This is a genomic window from Actinotalea subterranea (assembly GCF_008364845.1).
Taxonomy (GTDB): domain Bacteria; phylum Actinomycetota; class Actinomycetes; order Actinomycetales; family Cellulomonadaceae; genus Actinotalea; species Actinotalea subterranea.
In genome coordinates, this window is sequence record NZ_VTTP01000005.1 from 22533 (window position 1) to 41069 (window position 18537).

The following is an 18537-nucleotide window of genomic DNA, read 5'->3' on the forward strand; positions in this document are numbered from 1 at the left end:
GGCTGCGTGGCTCATCCGGCCACCACCCGTCGCAGCACGCGCGGGAGGTCCATGAGGGAGCCGACCTGCGCGAGGGCGAGCGTTCCGTGCGACGCGACCTCGACGGCCCCGCCGACCTGGCAGCTCAGCACCAGCGTGCGGACGCCCGTCGGGATGTGCGCCGCGTTGGCGCGCAGGGTGCTGCTGCTCGGCACGGAGCCGGTCACGAGGATCGCGACGGTCGCGTCGGCCGCCTCGCGCTTGACCCACTGCGCGAGCTGCGCGCTCCCCCGGCCGTCGGCGCCGGCCTCGAGGGCCGAGCAGTCGTCGAGGAGGCGCGGCGGGTTCTCGGCGCGCAGTGCGCCGTGCCCGGCCAGGACCGTGAGTTCGCGCTCGTCGCGCAGCGCCTGGACGCCGATCGACGCGGCGGTGGACACGGCGAGCTCGAACTCCTCCGCGCTCGCGTAGTCGTCCGTGGACGTCGACAGCGCGATCGCGGTGTGCGTGCGGCGGGTGTCCTCGAACTGCCTGACCATGAGCGCGCCGACCCGTGCCGTCGTCTTCCAGTGGATGTGGCGGCGGTCGTCGCCGGCCACGTAGTCACGCAGCGCGTGGAAGGACATGTCGGAGTCGGAGACCACGCGCGTCGCCTGGCCCTCGAGGTCGCGCAGCACGCCCGACGCCGCACCCCGCAGGGACACGAGCTCGGGGTGCACGTAGAGGTCGACCACGTCGGTCCAGCGCACCCGGCGGCGCAGGAGCCCCAGCGGGTCCCCACGCACGGAGCGGACTGGACCGACCTCCACGACGGCGCGCCGCGTCGTCGGGATCGCGAAGACGTCCTCGTGCGCCGCACCGGGCGCGAGCGAGGGCAGGTGGAAGTCCGCGGCGCCCCGGCCCACGGGCAGCTCGATCTGGGCGGGCAGCAGGCGGCGGCGGGAGGTGTTGCGGACCTCGATGCGCCCGACGGCGCGCTGGCCCACGGTCACGCGGTTCTCGGAGAGCTCGAGGTCGACGGCGTACGTGGAGCGCCCGAGCGTGAGGAGCAGGCCGACGACGACCGCGGCGACGAGGCAGGCCGCGGGCACGGTGAGCTCGACCCAGCCGAGCCACCACCCGCCCGCCCCGAGCACGAGGGCGCACGCGAGCGCCGTCCAGCCCAGGGGCGAGACGGGGTGCAGGAGGCGGCCGGCGAGGGCGCCGGTACGCCGGAGCAGGACGAGCACGTCAGACCCGGGCTGCCGGGGGCTGCGTCTCCGCGAGGATGCGCGTGACGACCTGCTTGGCGGTGACGCCCGCGAACTCGGCCTCGGTGTCGAGGATGACGCGGTGCGAGAGCACGGGCTCCACGAGGAGCTTGACGTCGTCGGGGATGACGTAGCTGCGGCCCTGGGACGCGGCCCACACCTTGCCGCAGCGCACGAGCGCCAGGGCGCCACGCATGCTCGCGCCCAGCGAGGTCTGCGCGTCGGTCCGGGTCGCCTCGACGAGCCGGGACACGTAGTCGAGCACCGCGGCGTCCGCGTGCACGGTCGACGCGAGCTCGGCCATCTCACCCACGGCATGCGTCGTGATCTTGGGCACGAGGTGCGCCGTGCGGTCGCGCTCGGCCGAGCCCGCGAGGATCTCGACGGTCGACGCGTGGTCCGGGTAGCCGAGCGACGTCTTCATGAGGAATCGGTCGAGCTGGGCCTCGGGGAGCCGGTAGGTGCCCGCCTGCTCGATCGGGTTCTGCGTCGCGATGACCATGAACGGGCGACCCACGCGGTGCGTGATCTTGTCGACCGTGACGCGCGACTCCTCCATGACCTCGAGCAGCGCCGACTGGGTCTTGGGCGAGGCGCGGTTGATCTCGTCCGCGAGCACCACCGAGGCGAACACGGGGCCCTGGTGGAACTCGAACGTGCGCGTGTTCTGGTCGTAGATCGTGACGCCCGTGACGTCCGACGGCAGCAGGTCGGGCGTGAACTGGATGCGGCTGTGCGTGCCCTGCACGGTCGCGGCGATCGCCTTGGCGAGCGACGTCTTGCCCGTCCCGGGCGCGTCCTCGAGGAGCAGGTGCCCCTCGGCGAGCATGCACGTGAGGGCGAGCCGCACGACGTGGTCCTTGCCCAGCACGGCCTCGCCCACGTTCGCGACCAGCGCGTCGAAGGTCTCGGCGAACCAGGCGCTCTGCTCGGGGGTCATGGTCACGGGGTTCTTCTCCTCGGGTGGTTCGCGCCGCGGGGCGCGAGGTTCGGGGTCGTGCGGCGCCGGGCGCCCGTGGGGCGTGGGCGTGGGCAGCGGTGCGCGGGGTCAGCCACCGGTGTCGCCGGGGTCGGGGTCCGCGGGCGGCGTGACGGTGACGTCGGCGACGCCCGACGCGACACCGCTCTCCCCGTGGGTGTTCTTCGCGTAGACCTCGAACCGGATCTTTCCCTTGACGCCCTGGATCTCGTCAGGGATGGCCACGGCGCCGGTCGAGAGCGCGTTCGCCTGGGGCGAGGTGACCTGCCAGTTGCGCCACGGGTTCGCCCACGGCGCCATCGGCTCGTCCGGCTCGAACCTGAACTGCCAGCCGTACTCGACGGTCGGGATGCCGCCGTTGTCCGCGGCTCCCCACGTCGCGGTGAACGAGGTGGGCGACGTCGACGGGGTCAGCGGGAGGGACGGCGTGCCGGGCGTGCCCGGGCGGGTCGTGACGTCCGCCGACGCAGAGCTGCTCTGCTGCCCGCAGCCCTCGCTGTTGCACGCGCGGACGACGAACGAGTGCGTCCCGGCGCGCAGGTTGCCGACCTGCAGGTCGCCGCGCAGCCCGCCGAAGGAACCGCCGTCGACGGCGACCTCGTACCTGCGGTTGCTGCCGCCGGCCCAGTCCGGCTCGCTGAACGAGAGCTGGACGGTGCCCTCGCCGGCGGGCGTCGCGCTGAGGCCCCCGACGGCGGACGGCACAGTCGCGTAGCTCACGTCGAGGCGCGGGGACCACTGGCCCCAGCCGGCCTTGTTGTGGGCGCGGATCTCGAACGTGTAGTCGCCGGCGCCGGCGGGGTCGATCACGTGACGCGTGGAGCCGCCGTTGGGCGTGACGACCTCGCCGCCGTTGACGCGGACCTCGTACCGGTCGACCGCGTCGCCGTTCGGCTCGACGTCGGGCCAGGTCACCTCGAGGCGTCCGCCGCCGAAGATGCTCTGGTCGTAGCGCTGGGCCGACGGCGCCGGTACGCCCGGGAGGCCCGCCGGGACCTGCGGCTGGCTCTGCGGGCTCCAGTCGCCGGGCTCGGGTGCGAGGTTGATCGCGCGCACCTGGACGCGGTACTCGACACCGTTCGTCAGGCCCGTGAACGTCTGGCTCGTCCCGGGCGTCGAGACCGTGGCCGAGCCGCCGGGCGGCGTCGGGCTGATCTGGAGCTCGTAGCGGACGATCGGGGAACCGGTGTTCGCGGGTGCGGTCCAGCTCGCGGTGACCGACCGGTCGCCCCAGACGAGCTCGGGCGCGGCAGGGGCCGAGGGCTTCGCGTCCGGCCGCGCGGGGCCGGACGGCGGGCTTGCGTCGGACACGCCGACAGCGTTCTGCGCGGTGACCGTGAACGTGTACTCGGTGTTGTTGGTGAGGTTCTCGACCGTGCACGTGGTGCTCGCGCAGTCCTTGGCGATGCCGCCGGGCTGCGCGGTGAGGCGGTACCCGGTGATCGCCTCACCGTTGTTGGCGGGGGCGTCCCACGCGAGGACGACCGTCCGGTCGCGGACCTCGACGACGCGCGGCGCCGTCGGGGCGGCCGGGCGGCCGCGGACCGTCACGGTGATGCGGCCCTCGACCTCACGGTCGGGGTCACCGGTGACGTCCCGCACGCGGTACCGGGTGACCATCTGGCCGATGAAGCCGGCCGCGGGGCGCACGGTCACCTGGTTGCCGGTGATCCCGGCCGTCCCGGCCCCGGGGGTCTCGACGACCGCGTCGACCACGGTCATCGGCGACTCGGGGAACGGGTTGTACGCGCCCGTGAGGACCGCGATCGTCGAGGCGCCGCCCTCCACGCCGTCGGGCACGGCGTGGTCGACCACGCGTGCGAGCTGCCGCTTGCTCGCGACGACCTTGAAGTCGACACGGGCCTCGACCTTGCTGTCAGTCCCGTAGCCGATGTCGATGCCGACGCCTCCCACGGTGCCCTTGGGCACGGTCGGGCCTGCAGTGACGGTGAGCGTTGTGCCCGCGATCGACACCTGGAAGCCCGGCGGCTCGGGTGAGCTCAGGCGGTAGGTGTACCGCGCGCCGCCCTCGGCGGTCCCGACCGGGTCGGACGTGAAGACCGCCAGGTCGACCGAGGTCGTCTCCCCGGGCCCGACGTCGAGCACCGAGGGCGTGAACACGGGCGGGTAGTCCTCGGCCGCGAGCACCGTGACGGGCAGGGTGAGCACCTTGGTGCGGACCGTCGGGTCGGCGAGGTTCGCGTCTGCGACCTCGAACGAGATCGACGCCGGGCCCGCGTAGGAGCGCTGCGGGGTGTACGTGAGGGTCTGGTTGTCCGCCACCAGGGACGACCCGTCCGACTTGGTCGCCGTCACCTTGGCCACGTCGCTGATCACCGCGGTGCGGCCCGGCGCGACCTGGACCTGCTCCGCGAGCGAGACGCGCAGCTGCTCGCCGGCGATGACGACGAGCTCGGGCGCGCCCGGGCGCAGCATGGGTGGGAAGTCGCCGAGCGCGGGCACCGTGATGAAGGCGTAGCTCTTGAGGCCGCCTGCGGCCGGGTTCGTGTTCGTGAGCAGGTACGGCAGCGTCTGCGCGCGGTCGATCAGAGTCACGACGACGTTGCCCTTGGTGTTGACGGTCGCGACGTCCGCCACGGAGCCGTCGACGGACACGGCGAGGTCGCTCAGGGGCCCGCTGGGGTTCTGCGCGACCTCGAGCACGTCGACCTCGACGGTCGTGCGGTTGATGGTCTCGGTCGCGGGCACCACGACGTCCTGGGCGACGGGCGGGAGCACCGGGGCGTCGGGGTCGACGGTCACGGTCAGGACCGCTCCGCCGCTGCCGCCGCGCTCGTTGGTCGCGGTGTACGCGATCTGGACGACACCGGGCGCGTTCGGCGTCTGCACGACGATGCGCCGGCCGACGACCTCGGCCTCGACGCCCTCGGGCACCTCGAGCTCGGGCTGGAGGGTCAGCTCGCCGCCGCCGGTGTCCGTGTCGTTCGCCAGCACGCGGACCTCGACGGACTGGCCGGGCCGGACCGTCACGTCGTCGTTGCGGCTGACGACCTGCGCGGACGTGGTGGGCCGCGCCGCGATGCCGACCTGGACGGTCGCGACCGCACGCTGACCCACCCAGTCCTCGACGGCGTACGTGAACGTGTCGGTGCCGACCTCGCCCGGGAGCGCCTCGTACTCGAGCCAGTCGGCGCCCTGAGCCACGATGCGGCCCTTGGTCGGCGCCTGGTCCTGGCCCAGGAGGTACACGCCGTCGCCGTCGGGGTCGATGCCCGTCAGGGGCACGGGGATCCGCACGGTCTCGCCCGTGAACACCCGCGCGGTGAGCGCCTCGGGCCGCGGCGGTGCCTTGGACGCGGGGTCCGACGTGTGGACGTCGACGGTGACGGTCGCCGCCGTCACGTTCTCCGCGGGGTCGCTCACGTTGAACGTGGCGTGCGTCTGGAGCGGGGAGTCGGGGGCCTGGTACCGCAGCACGTCGCCCGAGACGAACATGAGGCCCTCGCCCGAGCCGAGTCCCTCCGCGAGCTCGGGCAGGAGCGTCAGCGGGTCGCCGTCCGGGTCGTACGCACCCTCGAGCACGGGGATCGTCACGACGCCGCCGGTCCGCACGGAGACGGAGACGTTGGGCACGACGGGCGGCTGCTGGGTCGCGGACGCCGGGATGGGCAGGATGACGACCTCGCCCGTCGCGGACGCGGCACCGTTGGAGATCGTGTAGCGCGCCGTCACGGGCGCCTCGAGCACGCGCGTCGACGTGATCCGCAGCAGGCGGTGGTTGAGCACCGCGATCTGCAGACCGGTCTCCGCCGGGACCTCGACCGACTGCACGACGAGCACGCCTCCGGCGGGGTCGACGTCGTTCGCGAGCGGGTCGACGGTGACCTCGCCGCCGGGCGGGAGCAGCGCGGTGTCGAGGACGGCCGTGGGCGGCGGGATGACCTCGGGGCGATCGAGCACGTCGATCCGGGCGATGCCGGTCGCCTGCTGCGGGCTCGCCGTGATGAGGAACGAGACGTAGTAGGTGCCGGCGCGCGCGCCGGTGACCGTGAAGGTCCCACCCGGGAGGTCGGGGGTGAGCGTGAGCCCGGGGAGCTCGTCGACGCCGGCAAGGCGGACGGGCTCGCGCGACGCGCTGCGCACGCTCTTGAGCGGGCTCACGACGACGGGCTCGTCGACGTACGTCACCGCGTGCACCGGGTCGATCACCGGGGTCACGGACCCGGCCGGGCGGACGTCGACGAGCAGCGTCCCCTCCGCGGTCTCGGTCCCGTCGGACACCTGGACGTGCACGGTCTGGCGGCCCAGGGTGCCGCCGTCGGACGTGTAGGTGAGCTCGCCGTCCTGCCGCGTGCGGACCGTGCCGCCGCCCTCCGCGGCCGCGCCGGCGAGGATGAGGTGGTCGCCGTCGGGGTCCCGGAAGTCGGGCAGCACGTCGTACGTGACGGTGCCGCCCTGCTCGACGATCACGGAGCCGACCCGGAGCTGCTCGGGCCCGCTGTTCTGCGCCGGGTCACGCACGGTCAGGCGCGCGGTCGCCGTCGACGGGGCGCTCGTGCCCCGTCCGTCGGTGATCGTGTACGTGAACTCGGCCGTGCCCGTCGCCTCGGCCGTCGTCGTGAGCTGGAACGACCGGCCGCCGTGGATGGCGACGAGGGTCCCGAACTCGGCGGGCAGGGGGTCGAACTCGGAGATCGCGAGGATGCCGCAGTCCGACGACGCGTCGTTGTCGATGACCGAGAGCACCATGGTCCGCCCGGCGCGCACGCCGAACTCGTCGTCCGCGGCCAGGGGCGACGACGACTGCGCGCTGCACTCGGCCTGCAGGTTCTCGGTGCTCTGCCGGCTCTCGGACTCCTCGTCGTCCTGCTGCGTCTCCTCGTCGGGCTCGATGTCCTGCCAGTTCGGCTCGCGCAGCTCGGGGTCCTCCATGGGGACCCACAGGCGCCCGCGCAGCGTGTCGTTGAGGACGACGACGTCGCGGTTGACGCGGAACACCAGGGTGTCCGTGCTGGTCATGCCCTGGAGGTCGGTGATCTCGGGGTCGCTGCCCCGGCAGAGCTGGACGTAGCTGCCCGTGGCCGAGGCCCACGCCCCGTGCCCGCACGCGCCGACGACGACCGGGGCCGCGGGCCGACCGGTGCCCCCGGTCTCGTGCTCGTGCACCTTGGTGCCGTCGAGCGAGATCTCGAGGAGAGCGGTGCGCGAAGCGACGAGGACGGAGGTGGCGCGTGGGCCGGGCTGCTGGAGCGTCAGGCCCTCGCCGTAGGCGCTGAGGTCGACCGAGCCGCGCGGCGTGTGCAGGGTGCGGCCCGCGAGCGCGACGAGCTGGTCGCCGACGGCCGTGACCTGGTCGAACCCTCCCGAGGGCTCGCCGGCCAGGGTCCCGGCCTCCTCGACGTCGACCTCCTCGACGCCCACCTCGCCGCGCAGGAGCGTCCCGTCGGCCTTCGCCGCGAGCACCGTGCCGTCGCGCGCGACGACGGCGCCGCCACCCGTCCCGAGCTCGAGGTCCGGGTCCTGCGAGTCGACGCTGAGCGACCCGATCATGGTCATGGTGCGGGCCCACACGTTGCCCGAGGCGTCGGCGACGGCGACCGTGCCCGCGGCCATCGTGACCTTCGCGCCGAACGGGACCGTCGTCTGGGAGGTCAGGGTGACGCTCGCGGGGTCGACCGTGGAGACCTTCCCGGCCTCGGTGAGCAGCACGTCGCCGGCGTCCTGGAGCACGTCGAACTCCGCCGCCGTCGCGATGAGCCCCGCGTTGAGCTCCTCGATCGCCGGGTTGTAGCGGCCGAGCTTGAGCGCGGAGGTGTTCGTCAGCCACACCGAGCCGTCGTTGAGGTCGACCTGGGACACGGGCACGCCCGGGTACAGCAGGGCGAGGGTCGCGAGCACGACGGGGACGGCGGCGGCAGCCACGGGCGCGAGCCAGCGCGGGCGCGACCCGGCCGCGCGTCGGCTCGCGCTCCTGACCGTCCCGCTCATGCCCGTCCCACCCTCGTCGTCCGCGTCACGCCCGTCACGCCCGTCATGCCCGTCACAGTCATCCCTGCACGCACCCGACCGCCGGCTCGGTCGAGAAGCGGCCGTCGGTGCGCACCACGGAGACCTCGATGCAGACCTCCTCGCCCGGTGCGACCGGTGAGACCGTCACCGTGGGCTCGTCGACGGCCGTCATCGCCGTCTCGGTGCCCGTCACGACGCGACCCCACAGGAACCGGTCACCCTTCTCGGGCTCCGGGTTCACCCACGTGAAGACGGCGCCGTCGGCGCCCAGGGTGCCCTCGAGGTCCGTCGGCGTCGGGACCGCGCGCACCGTCGGGACCGTCGCGGTCGCGCTCGGCGTCTCCTCGGGGCCGTCGTCCGGCCCGTCGGGGCTGAACGCGAGGATGCCGCCGACGACGAGCGCGGCGACCACGACGAGGCCTCCGACGGAGCCGGCGACGATGCGTCCGACGCGACGGCGGGGAGCCTCCTGCGGGACCTCGCCGACCGCCTGCGCGTGCTGCTGCCACGCCGCGGGCACGCCGCCGAGCGGTGCGCCGGCGGGGCCTGCCTGCGCGCCGGCTGGTGCGCCCGCCTGAGGCACGCCGGGCTGAGGTGGACCGGCCTGCTGTCCACCGGCGAAGAGGAGCGGGTTGGCCGCCACACCGGCGGGTGCAGGCGGTGCCTGCGGGGCGGGCGGCGCGTCGGGCGAGACGCTCTGCACCGGCCGGAGCCGCGTGGCCTGCCCGGCGTCGCCCAGGTCCTCGCCCGTGCCCGACGCCGCGCCCCCGACGGCCTCCGTGATGTCCTCGGGCAGGTCGAGGGGGGTCAGCGGCAGCAAGAGCTCCGCCTCGACCTGCTGGAAGGCGCGCGCGAGCGCGAGCGCCGAGTGGTGCCGGCGCTGCGGCGACTTGTCCATGGCGCGCGCCAGGACCGCCTGGAGGCTGTCGGGCACGTCCCCCCGGCCCGTGGGCGCGAGCGGTGCGCGCTCGATGCGTCCGATGAGGTCGGCCGCGGAGTTGGACGCGTCCGCGACCTCGAAGGGCGACCTGCGCGCGAGGAGCGAGTACACGGTGGCCGCGAGGGAGTAGACGTCCGCGCGGACGTCACCCGTCGGGTCCTCGGCGAGCAGCTCGGGAGGCGACCACGGGATGGACATGCCGACGGCGCTGCCTGAGCTCCAGCCGGTCGTGGCCGCGATGCCGAAGTCGGTCAGCGCGGGCCAGCCGAAGTCCGTGATCAGCACGTTCGCGGGCTTGATGTCGCGGTGCAGGATGCCCGCCCGGTGCGCGGTCTCCACGGCGGAGGCGAGCCGGATCGCGATGCGCAGCACCTCGGCGACGCCCATGCGCTCGTTGCGGTACCGCTGGCCGAGCCCCGGCCGTGAGCAGTACTCCATGACCAGGTAGGGACGGCCGTCGGCCGCGACGTCGGCGTGGTAGATCGTGACGATCGACGGGTGGTGCGACAGCTGGGCCATGAGGTCGGCCTCGGTGCGGAACCGCTCCCGCACGTCGTCGCCCAGGTGGCTCGCGAGCAGCACCTTGACCGCGACGGAGCGCCGCGGCATGAGCTGCTCGTACAGGAACACGTCGGCGAACCCGCCCATCCCGAGGAGCCGGACAGGCTCGTGCCCCGGGATGACGGGTGGTGCCGACGGCTCGCGGCGTGCTGTCACGCGCCCCGCTCCACGATGAAGGTCACGCCTTCGCCGAGGTCCACGACGATTCCCGGCTCGACGACGGTGGGCTCGCCGGGGTGCAGCCGCTGCGGGCCCTGGCCCTGGCGCAGCAGCAGCACGCCGTTGGTCGACCGCAGGTCCGTCACCAAGACGTCCTCGCCGTCCATCCGGACCTCCGCGTGCGTGCGCGAGATGTCCTGGTTGGGGCTCGCGACGGTCACCAGGCGCGGGAGCTCGCTGTTCGAGACGCGCGAGACCTGCGGCGCCCGGCCCAGGAGAACCGGCCGGTTGAGCGAGACGACGAGGCCCGAGGACAGCAGGATCTTGGCGGGCGGCGGCTTCTGCGGCGTGGGCACCGCGATCGGGCCCGGGACGGCGTCGCCGGCCCAGTCCGGGAGCTGACGACGCAGCGCGACGACGTCCGAGCTGAGCACCGTCATCCCGTCGTGGTCCACGGCGGCGGCCACCGGGACCGGCTCGGCCGCGGCCGGTGCCGCAGGTGCGTCCGTCGCGGCGGGGGCCGAGGGCGCGGGCGTCGACGGGGCGGGGGCCGGGGCCGCGGACGCAGTGGCCGGTGCGGGCGCCGTGGGCGGTGCGGGCGCCGGGGCCGGGGCGGGCGCCGGGGGCGCGGGTGGAGCGGGCGGCCGGTGGGGAGTCGGTGCGGCGCCGAGCAGCGTGTGCTCGAGGTCGCCGAGGGCGTCGGCCGGGGTGGCGGCCGACGGCGCGCCGCTCGTGGCGGGCTGCGAGGGGAAGGCCCCGGTCACGGGCGGCCGGGGTGCAGGCAGGGCGTGCCGCGGGTTGCGGTCGGCGTCGGCAGAAGTCACCGCGTCCGACGCGGGGGTCGGCTCAGGCTCAGGCTCAGGTTCGGGCTGCGGCTCCGGCGCGCGGGTCGGCTCCGGCGCGCGGGTCGGCTCCGGCTCGGGGGTCGGCTCCGGCTCGGGGGTCGGCTCCGGCTCCGGCTCCGGCTCAGGGGTCGGGGCGGGAGCGGGAGCGGGCTCGGGCGCAGGCTTCGCGTCGGGCTCCGGCGTGGCAGCCGCCTCGGACTCCTGGAGGCCCCCGCGGGCACCCGCCGGCACCTCGGCATCGGGGCCAGCATCGGCATCGGAGTGCGCGTCGACGTCCACCTCGGACAGCGCGACGCGCACGCCCGCGGCGCGCACGACGGCCGAGAGCACGGGCAGCGCGGCGACGGCCTCGGCGCCGTGGAGGCCGGGCGTGCGGACGGTCACGGTCGCGACGTCGGACACGATCTCCTCGGCCCAGGTCGAGACCTGCGCGCCGCTGACGACGCGCCGGCCCTCGGGCGTCTCGACGTCGACCTCGAGCTCACCGCGCACCACGGCGTGCATCCGGCCGCCGCTGAGCGCCACGAGCGCGAACGGCGGCAGGTCGGCGATCCCGGAGCGCAGGAGCAGCTGGAGCTGGGCCGTCAGGCCGGCGCCGTCGCGCAGGGACGCCCAGACCTCGCCGACGAGTGCGGCCTCGGTGGTCGGCGGGAGCAGCACGATGCTGCCGTCGGTCACGACGGCGATCCACTCGCCTGGGGCGTACAGGGGCACGATCATCAGCTCACCTCCGGAGCACGGGCGCGGGTGGGGCTCGGGATCGTCACTCCGTCGATCTCCTCGTCCCATGCGGTAGCGGGTGGGCTGGCCTCCTCGGCCAGCAGCAGGGCGCGGCTGGGCGCCCGCCGGGTCGACTCCGTGTCGGCCTCGCCAGGCGCCATGGCCACGTCCACGACGACGGCGCTCACGTTGTCCTGGCCGCCCGCCTCGAGCGCCCGCGCGACGAGCATCTGCGCGGCGTCCTGCGGGTCGGCCGCGGTCACGAGGACGTCGCGGATGGCGTCGTCGTCGAGCTCGGACGTGAGGCCGTCCGAGCACACGAGCAGGCGGTCCGCGGTCCCGGCCGGGATGAGCCAGTAGTCGGGCTCCGGCTCGGCGCCGGTACCCACCGCCCGGGTGATGACGTGCCGCTCGGGGTGCCCCGTGGCGTCCGCCGGGTCGAGCTCGCCCGCGTCGATCAGCTCCTGGACCACCGAGTGGTCGACGCTGATCTGCTCGAGCTCGCCGCCCGAGAGCCGGTACACACGCGAGTCGCCGATGTTGAAGACGAGCCAGTACGACCCGCCGTCGTGCGCGGCGATCGCGACACCGGCGACCGTCGTGCCGGCCATCTTGCCCGCGGCGATCGAGTCGCGCAGGCGGGTCGCGGTGCGGTGGAAGCAGTCGTGGATGTCGTCCGGGGAGGCGGCGCTGCGACCCGCGAGCTGGGAGAACTCCTCGACGGCGAGCCGGCTCGCGACGTCACCGGCAGCGTGGCCGCCCATGCCGTCGGCCACCATGAAGATGGGCGGGTAGGCGAGCAGCGAGTCCTCGTTCAGCCGGCGTACGCGTCCGCGGTCGGTGGCGGAGCCCCACGACGTGCGCACAGCTGTCCCCCGTTCACCGTCCAGTTGACGCGGCACCCGAGGCCGCGACGAGTTCCCTGCCCTGACCATCGGCGCGTGCCGACCCGGACATGAGCCCCGGACGCCGGATCAGGAGGCGCGGTCGACCAATGCCTCCGCGAAGGAGACGAGCGAGTCCTTGACCGCACCAGGGGGAAGCGTACCCAGTGCCGCGACCGCCTCGTGGGCCCAGGCCACCGCACGGTCGCGGGTGTCCGCGACGACCGGGTGGGCCCGCAGTCCAGCGACGGCCTCGGCGAGCGCCTCGTCGGACGCCAGGTCCGAGTCGAGGAGCGCGACGAGCTCCCGGTCGGCGGCGGTGCCCTGGGGCCCTCGGGCGCGCTCGCGCAGCAGGAGCGCCGGCATGGTCGGCACCTTCTCGCGCAGGTCCGTGCCGGGCGTCTTGCCGGTCTGGTCGCCGTCGGACGTGAGGTCGATGACGTCGTCGGCGAGCTGGAAGGCCACGCCGACCTTCTCCCCGTACACGATGAGGGTGTCGACGACGGCCGGACGGCAGCCCGCGAACATCGCACCGAACCTCGCGGAGGTCGCGATGAGCGACGCCGTCTTGTCGGAGAGCACCTGCAGGTAGTGCGCGACGGGGTCGGCGCCCGGGGGCGGGCCGACGGTCTCGTGGAGCTGGCCCAGGCAGAGGCGCTCGAACGTCGCCGCCTGGATCCGGACGGCCTCCGGGCCGAGGCCCGCGACGATGCCGGACGCCCGGGCGAACAGGAGGTCGCCCGTGAGGATCGCGACCTGGTTGCCCCAGACCTCGTGCGCCGAGGGCGCTCCCCGCCGCACCGGCGCGGAGTCCATGACGTCGTCGTGGTACAGCGTCGCGAGGTGGGTGAGCTCGACGACGACCGCGGCGTCGACGACCTCGGGGCGGTGCCCCTCGCCGAGCTGGGCCGCGAGCAGCGTCAGCAGGGGACGCAGACGCTTGCCGCCGGCGTTGACGAGGTGGCGCGACGTCGCGTCGGCCAGGACGTCGGCGTGCGCGACGGCGTCGCGCAGCCGCTCCTCGACCAGGTCGAGCCGTCCGGCGAGGAGGTCGGCCAGCTCGGCGTCGGCGAGCGGCAGCGGGGTGGACGTCACGGGATGAGCTTCGCGGCGTCCGCGAGCAGGTCGAGCACCGGCGACGGGAGCACGCCGAGCAGGATGGTGCCGATCACGCCCAGGGCGATCGCGACGGTCGTGAAGCCCTCGGACCGGACGACCGTCGTCGTCTCCCCCGCCGTGCCGGCCGGGTCGGTGAAGAACATCAGGACGATGATCCGCGCGTAGAAGAACACGGCGGCCGCTGACACGACGACGCCGACGACCGCGAGCCACGTGAGCCCGCCCTCGACGGCCGCGGAGAAGACCGCGAACTTCCCCGTGAAGCCGGCCGTGAGCGGAATGCCCGCGAAGGACAGCAGGAAGAGCGCGAACGACGCCGCGAGCACCGGGTGCCGCTGGCCGAGGCCCGACCACTGGGACACGTGCGTGGCCTCGGCGACGACGGCGCCGCCCGGGCCGGCGTTGACCTCACGCACGAGCGAGACGATCGCGAACGCGCCGATCGTCGACAGTCCGTACGCGAGGAGGTAGAAGAGCACGGACGAGATGCCGCTCGACGTGAGCGCGACGACGCCCACGAGCACGAAGCCCGCGTGCGCGATCGAGGAGTAGGCGAGCATGCGCTTGATGTCCGTCTGCACGATCGCCACGACCGTGCCGACGACCATCGTCAGGACGGCGATCGCCCACAGCAGCGGCATGACGTCCCACTCGAGCGGCGGGACGACGACGTAGACGATGCGCAGGATGGCGCCGAAGGCCGCGATCTTGGTGCACGCGGCCATGAAGCCAGTGATCGGCGTCGGCGCGCCCTGGTAGACGTCGGGCGTCCACGAGTGGAAAGGCACGGCGCCGACCTTGAAGAGCAGGCCGACCATGAGCAGCAGCACGCCCGCGAGGAGCAGCGCGTCCATGCCGACGACGGTGCTCGTCGCGGCCGCGATGTCCGCGAGGCGCACCGAGCCGGCGAAGCCGTAGAGCAGCGCGGTGCCGAAGAGGAAGAACGCCGAGGCGAACGCGCCGAGCAGGAAGTACTTCATGGACGCCTCCTGGCTGAGCAGGCGGCGACGGCGCGCCATCCCGGACAGCAGGTACAGCGGCAGGGAGAGCACCTCGAGCGCGACGAACAGGGTCAGCAGGTCGCCCGCGGCGGGGAAGATCATCATGCCGCCGAGCGCGAAGAGCACGAGCGGGAAAACCTCGGTCTGCGCGAGGCCCTTGCGGCGGGCGAGCTCCTCGTAGTCCGACCCGGGGACGGCGGAGGCGGACGGCGCGAAGGCGTCCTCACCCGACTCGGTGCGGTCGGCGATCACGAGCAGGCTCACGAGGCCGAGGAGCGCCAGGACGCCCTGGAGCACGAGCGCCGGGCCGTCGATGATCATCGAGCCGCCGAGCACCACCGTGCCACCGGTGTCGCGCACGCCGGCCCACAGGGCCGCGACGGCGACGACCGCGCCGGCCGTCGCGAGGAGCGCGATGGTCAGCTGGATGGCGCGGCGCAGACGCTGGGGCGCGAAGGCCTCGACGAGCACGCCGACGACGCCCGCGACGAGCACGATGGCGACGGGCAGCAGGTGGGCCCACGGGATCTCGGGCGCCACGAAGGCCGGTGTCACTGGTCGCTCCCGTCATCGGTGGTGCTGGTGGTGGCGTCGGCGGAGCCGTGGGCCGGCGCGGCGTCGGTCACGCCGACCTGCTCGAGCGTCACGTCGGCCGGTGCCCGCACGAGGTCGAGCGCCGGCGCGGGGTAGAACCCGAGCACGAGCATCGCGGCGATCAGGGGGCCGACGACCCACTTCTCGCGGGTCGACAGGTCGGGGGTCGTCGCGAGGTCGTCACGCACCGGGCCGGTGAAGACCTTCTGGTAGGTGAGGAGCACGTAGAGCGCGGCGAGCACGACGCCGAGGGTCGCGACGATCGCCGCGGGCTTGTTCGTGGTGAACGTGCCGACGAGAACGAGGAACTCGCTCACGAACGTCGACAGGCCGGGCAGCGAGAGGGCCGAGAGGCCCGCGACGAGGAAGGTCCCGGCCAGGACGGGCGTGACCTTCTGGAGGCCGCCGTAGTCGGCGATCCGGGCGGTCCCGCGCCGCGCGACCAGGAAGCCGGCGAGCAGGAACAGCGCGCCCGTCGAGAGGCCGTGGTTGACCATGTACAGCGACGCACCCTGGATGCTCACGGAGCTGAACGCGAAGATGCCCAGCACGATGAAGCCGAAGTGGCTGACCGACGTGTAGGCGATGAGCCGCATGAGGTCTTCCTGACCGATCGCCAGGAGCGCGCCGTAGAGGATCGAGACGACGGCGAGCACGATGATCACCGGCGCCGCCCAGCGGGACGCCTCGGGGAACAGCGGCAGGCACAGCGTGAGCATCCCGAAGGTGCCGACCTTGTCCAGGACGCCCACGAGCAGCACGGACGTGCCGGCGGGGGCCTGCTCGGCGGCGTCGGGCAGCCAGGTGTGGACGGGCCACATGGGCGCCTTGATCGCGAAGGCCAGGAAGAACGCGAGGAACAGCAGGCGCTCGGTCGTGACCGGCAGGTCGAGGCCCACGAGGTTCTCGACGAGGAAGCCCTCGGGCCCGCCCGGGCCGTGGAGGTACAGGGCGATGACGCCGGCCAGCATGATGAGGCCACCGGCGAGGGAGAAGAGCAGGAACTTGACCGCCGCGTAGCGCCGCTGGAGCCCGCCGAACGCCCCGATCATGAAGTAGACGGGGATGAGCATCGCCTCGAACAGCACGTAGAACAGGAACACGTCGCGCGCCGCGAACACCGCGACCATAAAGGCCTCGAGGACGAGGACGAGGGCGACGTAGTGCCGGATCCGCTCGCCGCCCGTCGCGACGGCGTCGGGGTGCTCCCGCCACGCGGCAAGGAGGACGAGCGGCACGAGGAGCACCGACAGCAGGACGAGCGCGAGGCCGACGCCGTCGACCCCGAGCGCGTAGCTGACGCCGAACGCCGGGATCCACGACACCTGCTCCTCGAGCTGGTGCGTCGCGGACGCCGCGGTGTCGAAGCCGAGCGCCGCGACGACGGCGAGCACGAGGGTCAGCAGGGACACGGCGACGGCTACGGTCCGTGCGTGCCGGCGTGCCGCGCCGGGCAGGGCCCACACGAGGCCGGCGCCCAGCAGCGGGACCACGATCAACGTGGTCAGCCAGGGGAAGCTCTGATCGTTCAGCACGGTGTTCTCTTCCCTCAGATCTGGAACGCCAGGACGACGGCCGTGAGCGCGACGATGCCGGCCACCATGGTGGACGCGTAGGACCGGACGTACCCGTTCTGGACCCGGCGGACGATCTCGCCCGAGCCGGCGACCACGCGTGCGAGGCCCGTGGCGGCTCCGTCGACCAGCTGACGGTCGCCGTACACGAGCGAGCGCGTCAGGTACTGGCCGGGGAGCATGAGGAGCGCCTCGTTGACGTCGTCCTGGTAGAGGTCCTTGCGGGCCGCCCGCGTGAGGACTGAGCCGCGCGGCGGCACGACGGCGACCGGTGCCGCCGCGTACTGCCGCCAGGCCAGGAACACGCCGGCGATGACGAGCACGAACGTCAGGACCATGATCAGCCAGATCGGCAGGACGGGCTCGTGGTGCTCGGCGTGACCGGTCACCGGCTCGAGCCACGTCACGAACGAGTCGCCGAACGCGAGGATGCCGCCGAGCGCGACGGAGCCGACCGCGAGGATCGCCATCGGCACGGTCATGAGCCGGGGCGACTCGTGCGGGTGCCGCACGGGCCCGTCTGCCGGGCCCTCGCCGTGGCCGTCGCTCCAGCGCTTGTCACCGTGGAACGTCATGAAGAAGAGGCGCGACATGTAGAACGCGGTGATGCCCGCGCCGACGAGCGCGACCGTGCCGAACACCCAGGGCTGCCAGCCCTCGCCGTCCGCGACCGCGTACGCGGACTCGATGATCTTGTCCTTGGACCAGAACCCGGACAGGCCCGGGAACCCGATGATCGCGAGCCAGCCGGCCGCGAACGTCAGCCACGTGACCTTCATGTACCGGGACAGGCCACCGAAGCGGCGCATGTCCACGGAGTCGCCCATGCCGTGCATGACGGAGCCGGCGCCCAGGAACATCCCGGCCTTGAAGAAGCCGTGCGTGAGCAGGTGGAAGATCGCGAACGCGTAGCCGATGGGGCCGAGGCCCGCGGCGAGCATCATGTAGCCGATCTGGGACATCGTCGACGCCGCGAGGGTCTTCTTGATGTCGTCCTTGGCGCAGCCGACGATCGCCCCGAACAGGAGCGTGATGGCGCCGACGATCGCGACGACGAGCAGGGCCGTGGGTGCGCCCGCGTACACGGGTGCGGAGCGGACCACGAGGTAGACGCCCGCCGTGACCATCGTCGCCGCGTGGATGAGCGCGGAGACGGGGGTCGGGCCGGCCATCGCGTCGCCCAGCCAGGACTGCAGCGGGAACTGCGCGGACTTGCCGGTCGCGGCGAGCAGCAGCATGAGGCCGGTCGCGGTCAGCAGGCCCTCGCCCGCGCCCTCGGCGCGGCCGAACACGCTCGAGAAGTCCGTGGCCCCGAAGGTCGCGAACATGAGCCCGATCGCGACGATCATGCCGATGTCGCCGACCCGGTTGGCCACGAACGCCTTCTTCGCGGCGACCGCGTTCGGCATCTCGTGGTTCCAGAAGCCGATGAGCAGGTAGGACGCGAGACCCACGCCCTCCCAGCCGACGAAGAGCAGCACGTAGCTGTCGGCGAGGACGAGGAGCAGCATCGCGGCGACGAACAGGTTGAGGTACGCGAAGAACCGGCGCCGGTCCGTGTCGTGCTCCATGTACGCCACGGAGTACACGTGGATGAGCGTGCCCACGAAGGTCACGAGCAGCACGAACGCGAGCGAGAGCGGGTCTACGCGGAGCCCGGCGTCGAGCGAGAAGGCGCCCGCAGGGATCCAGCTGAACAGGTGCAGGTCCTGCACCCGCTCGTCGGCGGGCAGGCCCATCATCGCGAACCAGAGCACCGCGCCCACGACGAAGGCCGACCCGGACGCGAGGACGCCGAGCCAGTGGCCCCAGGCGTCGGACCGCCGCCCCGCAAGGAGCAGGACCGCGGCGCCGAGCATCGGCAGCGCGATGAGGAGCCACGCCACCGAGAAGGCGCCCGAGGCGCTGGCCGCGGCCACCGCACCCTCGGCCTCCAGCGGCAGGGCAGCAAGAGCTGTCGTCATC

Annotated in this window: 10 protein-coding genes; all 10 read right to left on the bottom strand. The window is 73.5% G+C overall.

The features are described 5' to 3' along the window. Positions 1-11: 11 nt before the first annotated feature. Complete coding sequence (locus FZ988_RS10335; protein WP_246169424.1) at positions 12-1205, bottom strand: DUF58 domain-containing protein; 1194 nt, start codon at positions 1203-1205, stop codon at positions 12-14. A 1-nt stretch (position 1206) separates the two neighbouring features. Then, positions 1207-2166: an AAA family ATPase gene (locus FZ988_RS10340; RefSeq protein ID WP_188079077.1), complete on the bottom strand. Its 960-nt coding sequence runs from the start codon at positions 2164-2166 to the stop codon at positions 1207-1209. 108 nt (positions 2167-2274) lie between these two features. After that, positions 2275-8154, bottom strand: a complete 5880-nt coding sequence (locus FZ988_RS10345) for a fibronectin type III domain-containing protein (RefSeq protein ID WP_149203961.1) — start codon at positions 8152-8154, stop codon at positions 2275-2277. Positions 8155-8212: 58 nt separating this feature from the next. Beyond that, complete coding sequence (locus FZ988_RS10350; RefSeq protein WP_149203962.1) at positions 8213-9832, bottom strand: serine/threonine-protein kinase; 1620 nt, start codon at positions 9830-9832, stop codon at positions 8213-8215. Beyond that, positions 9829-11400, bottom strand: coding sequence for an FHA domain-containing protein (locus tag FZ988_RS10355; RefSeq protein WP_149203963.1), 1572 nt, complete (start codon positions 11398-11400; stop codon positions 9829-9831). The genes FZ988_RS10350 and FZ988_RS10355 overlap by 4 nt, the downstream gene beginning before the upstream one ends. Further along, the gene (locus tag FZ988_RS10360; protein WP_149203964.1) at positions 11400-12266 is read right to left on the bottom strand and encodes a PP2C family protein-serine/threonine phosphatase; all 867 of its coding nucleotides are present in this window, start codon (positions 12264-12266) and stop codon (positions 11400-11402) included. The genes FZ988_RS10355 and FZ988_RS10360 overlap by 1 nt, the downstream gene beginning before the upstream one ends. A 108-nt stretch (positions 12267-12374) precedes the next feature. After that, positions 12375-13379, bottom strand: coding sequence for a polyprenyl synthetase family protein (locus FZ988_RS10365; RefSeq protein ID WP_149203965.1), 1005 nt, complete (start codon positions 13377-13379; stop codon positions 12375-12377). Beyond that, a complete protein-coding gene (nuoN, locus tag FZ988_RS10370; protein ID WP_149203966.1) occupies positions 13376-14959 on the bottom strand; it encodes an NADH-quinone oxidoreductase subunit NuoN in 1584 nt (527 codons plus the stop codon). The genes FZ988_RS10365 and nuoN overlap by 4 nt, the downstream gene beginning before the upstream one ends. Then, positions 14956-16533, bottom strand: a complete 1578-nt coding sequence (locus tag FZ988_RS10375; RefSeq protein ID WP_149203967.1) for an NADH-quinone oxidoreductase subunit M — start codon at positions 16531-16533, stop codon at positions 14956-14958. Before FZ988_RS10375 ends, nuoN begins: the two co-directional genes overlap by 4 nt. 14 nt (positions 16534-16547) lie before the next feature. Then, on the bottom strand, positions 16548-18536 hold the full coding sequence (nuoL, locus tag FZ988_RS10380; protein WP_149203968.1) for an NADH-quinone oxidoreductase subunit L: 1989 nt from the start codon (positions 18534-18536) through the stop codon (positions 16548-16550). Between the last annotated feature and the right edge of the window lies 1 nt (position 18537).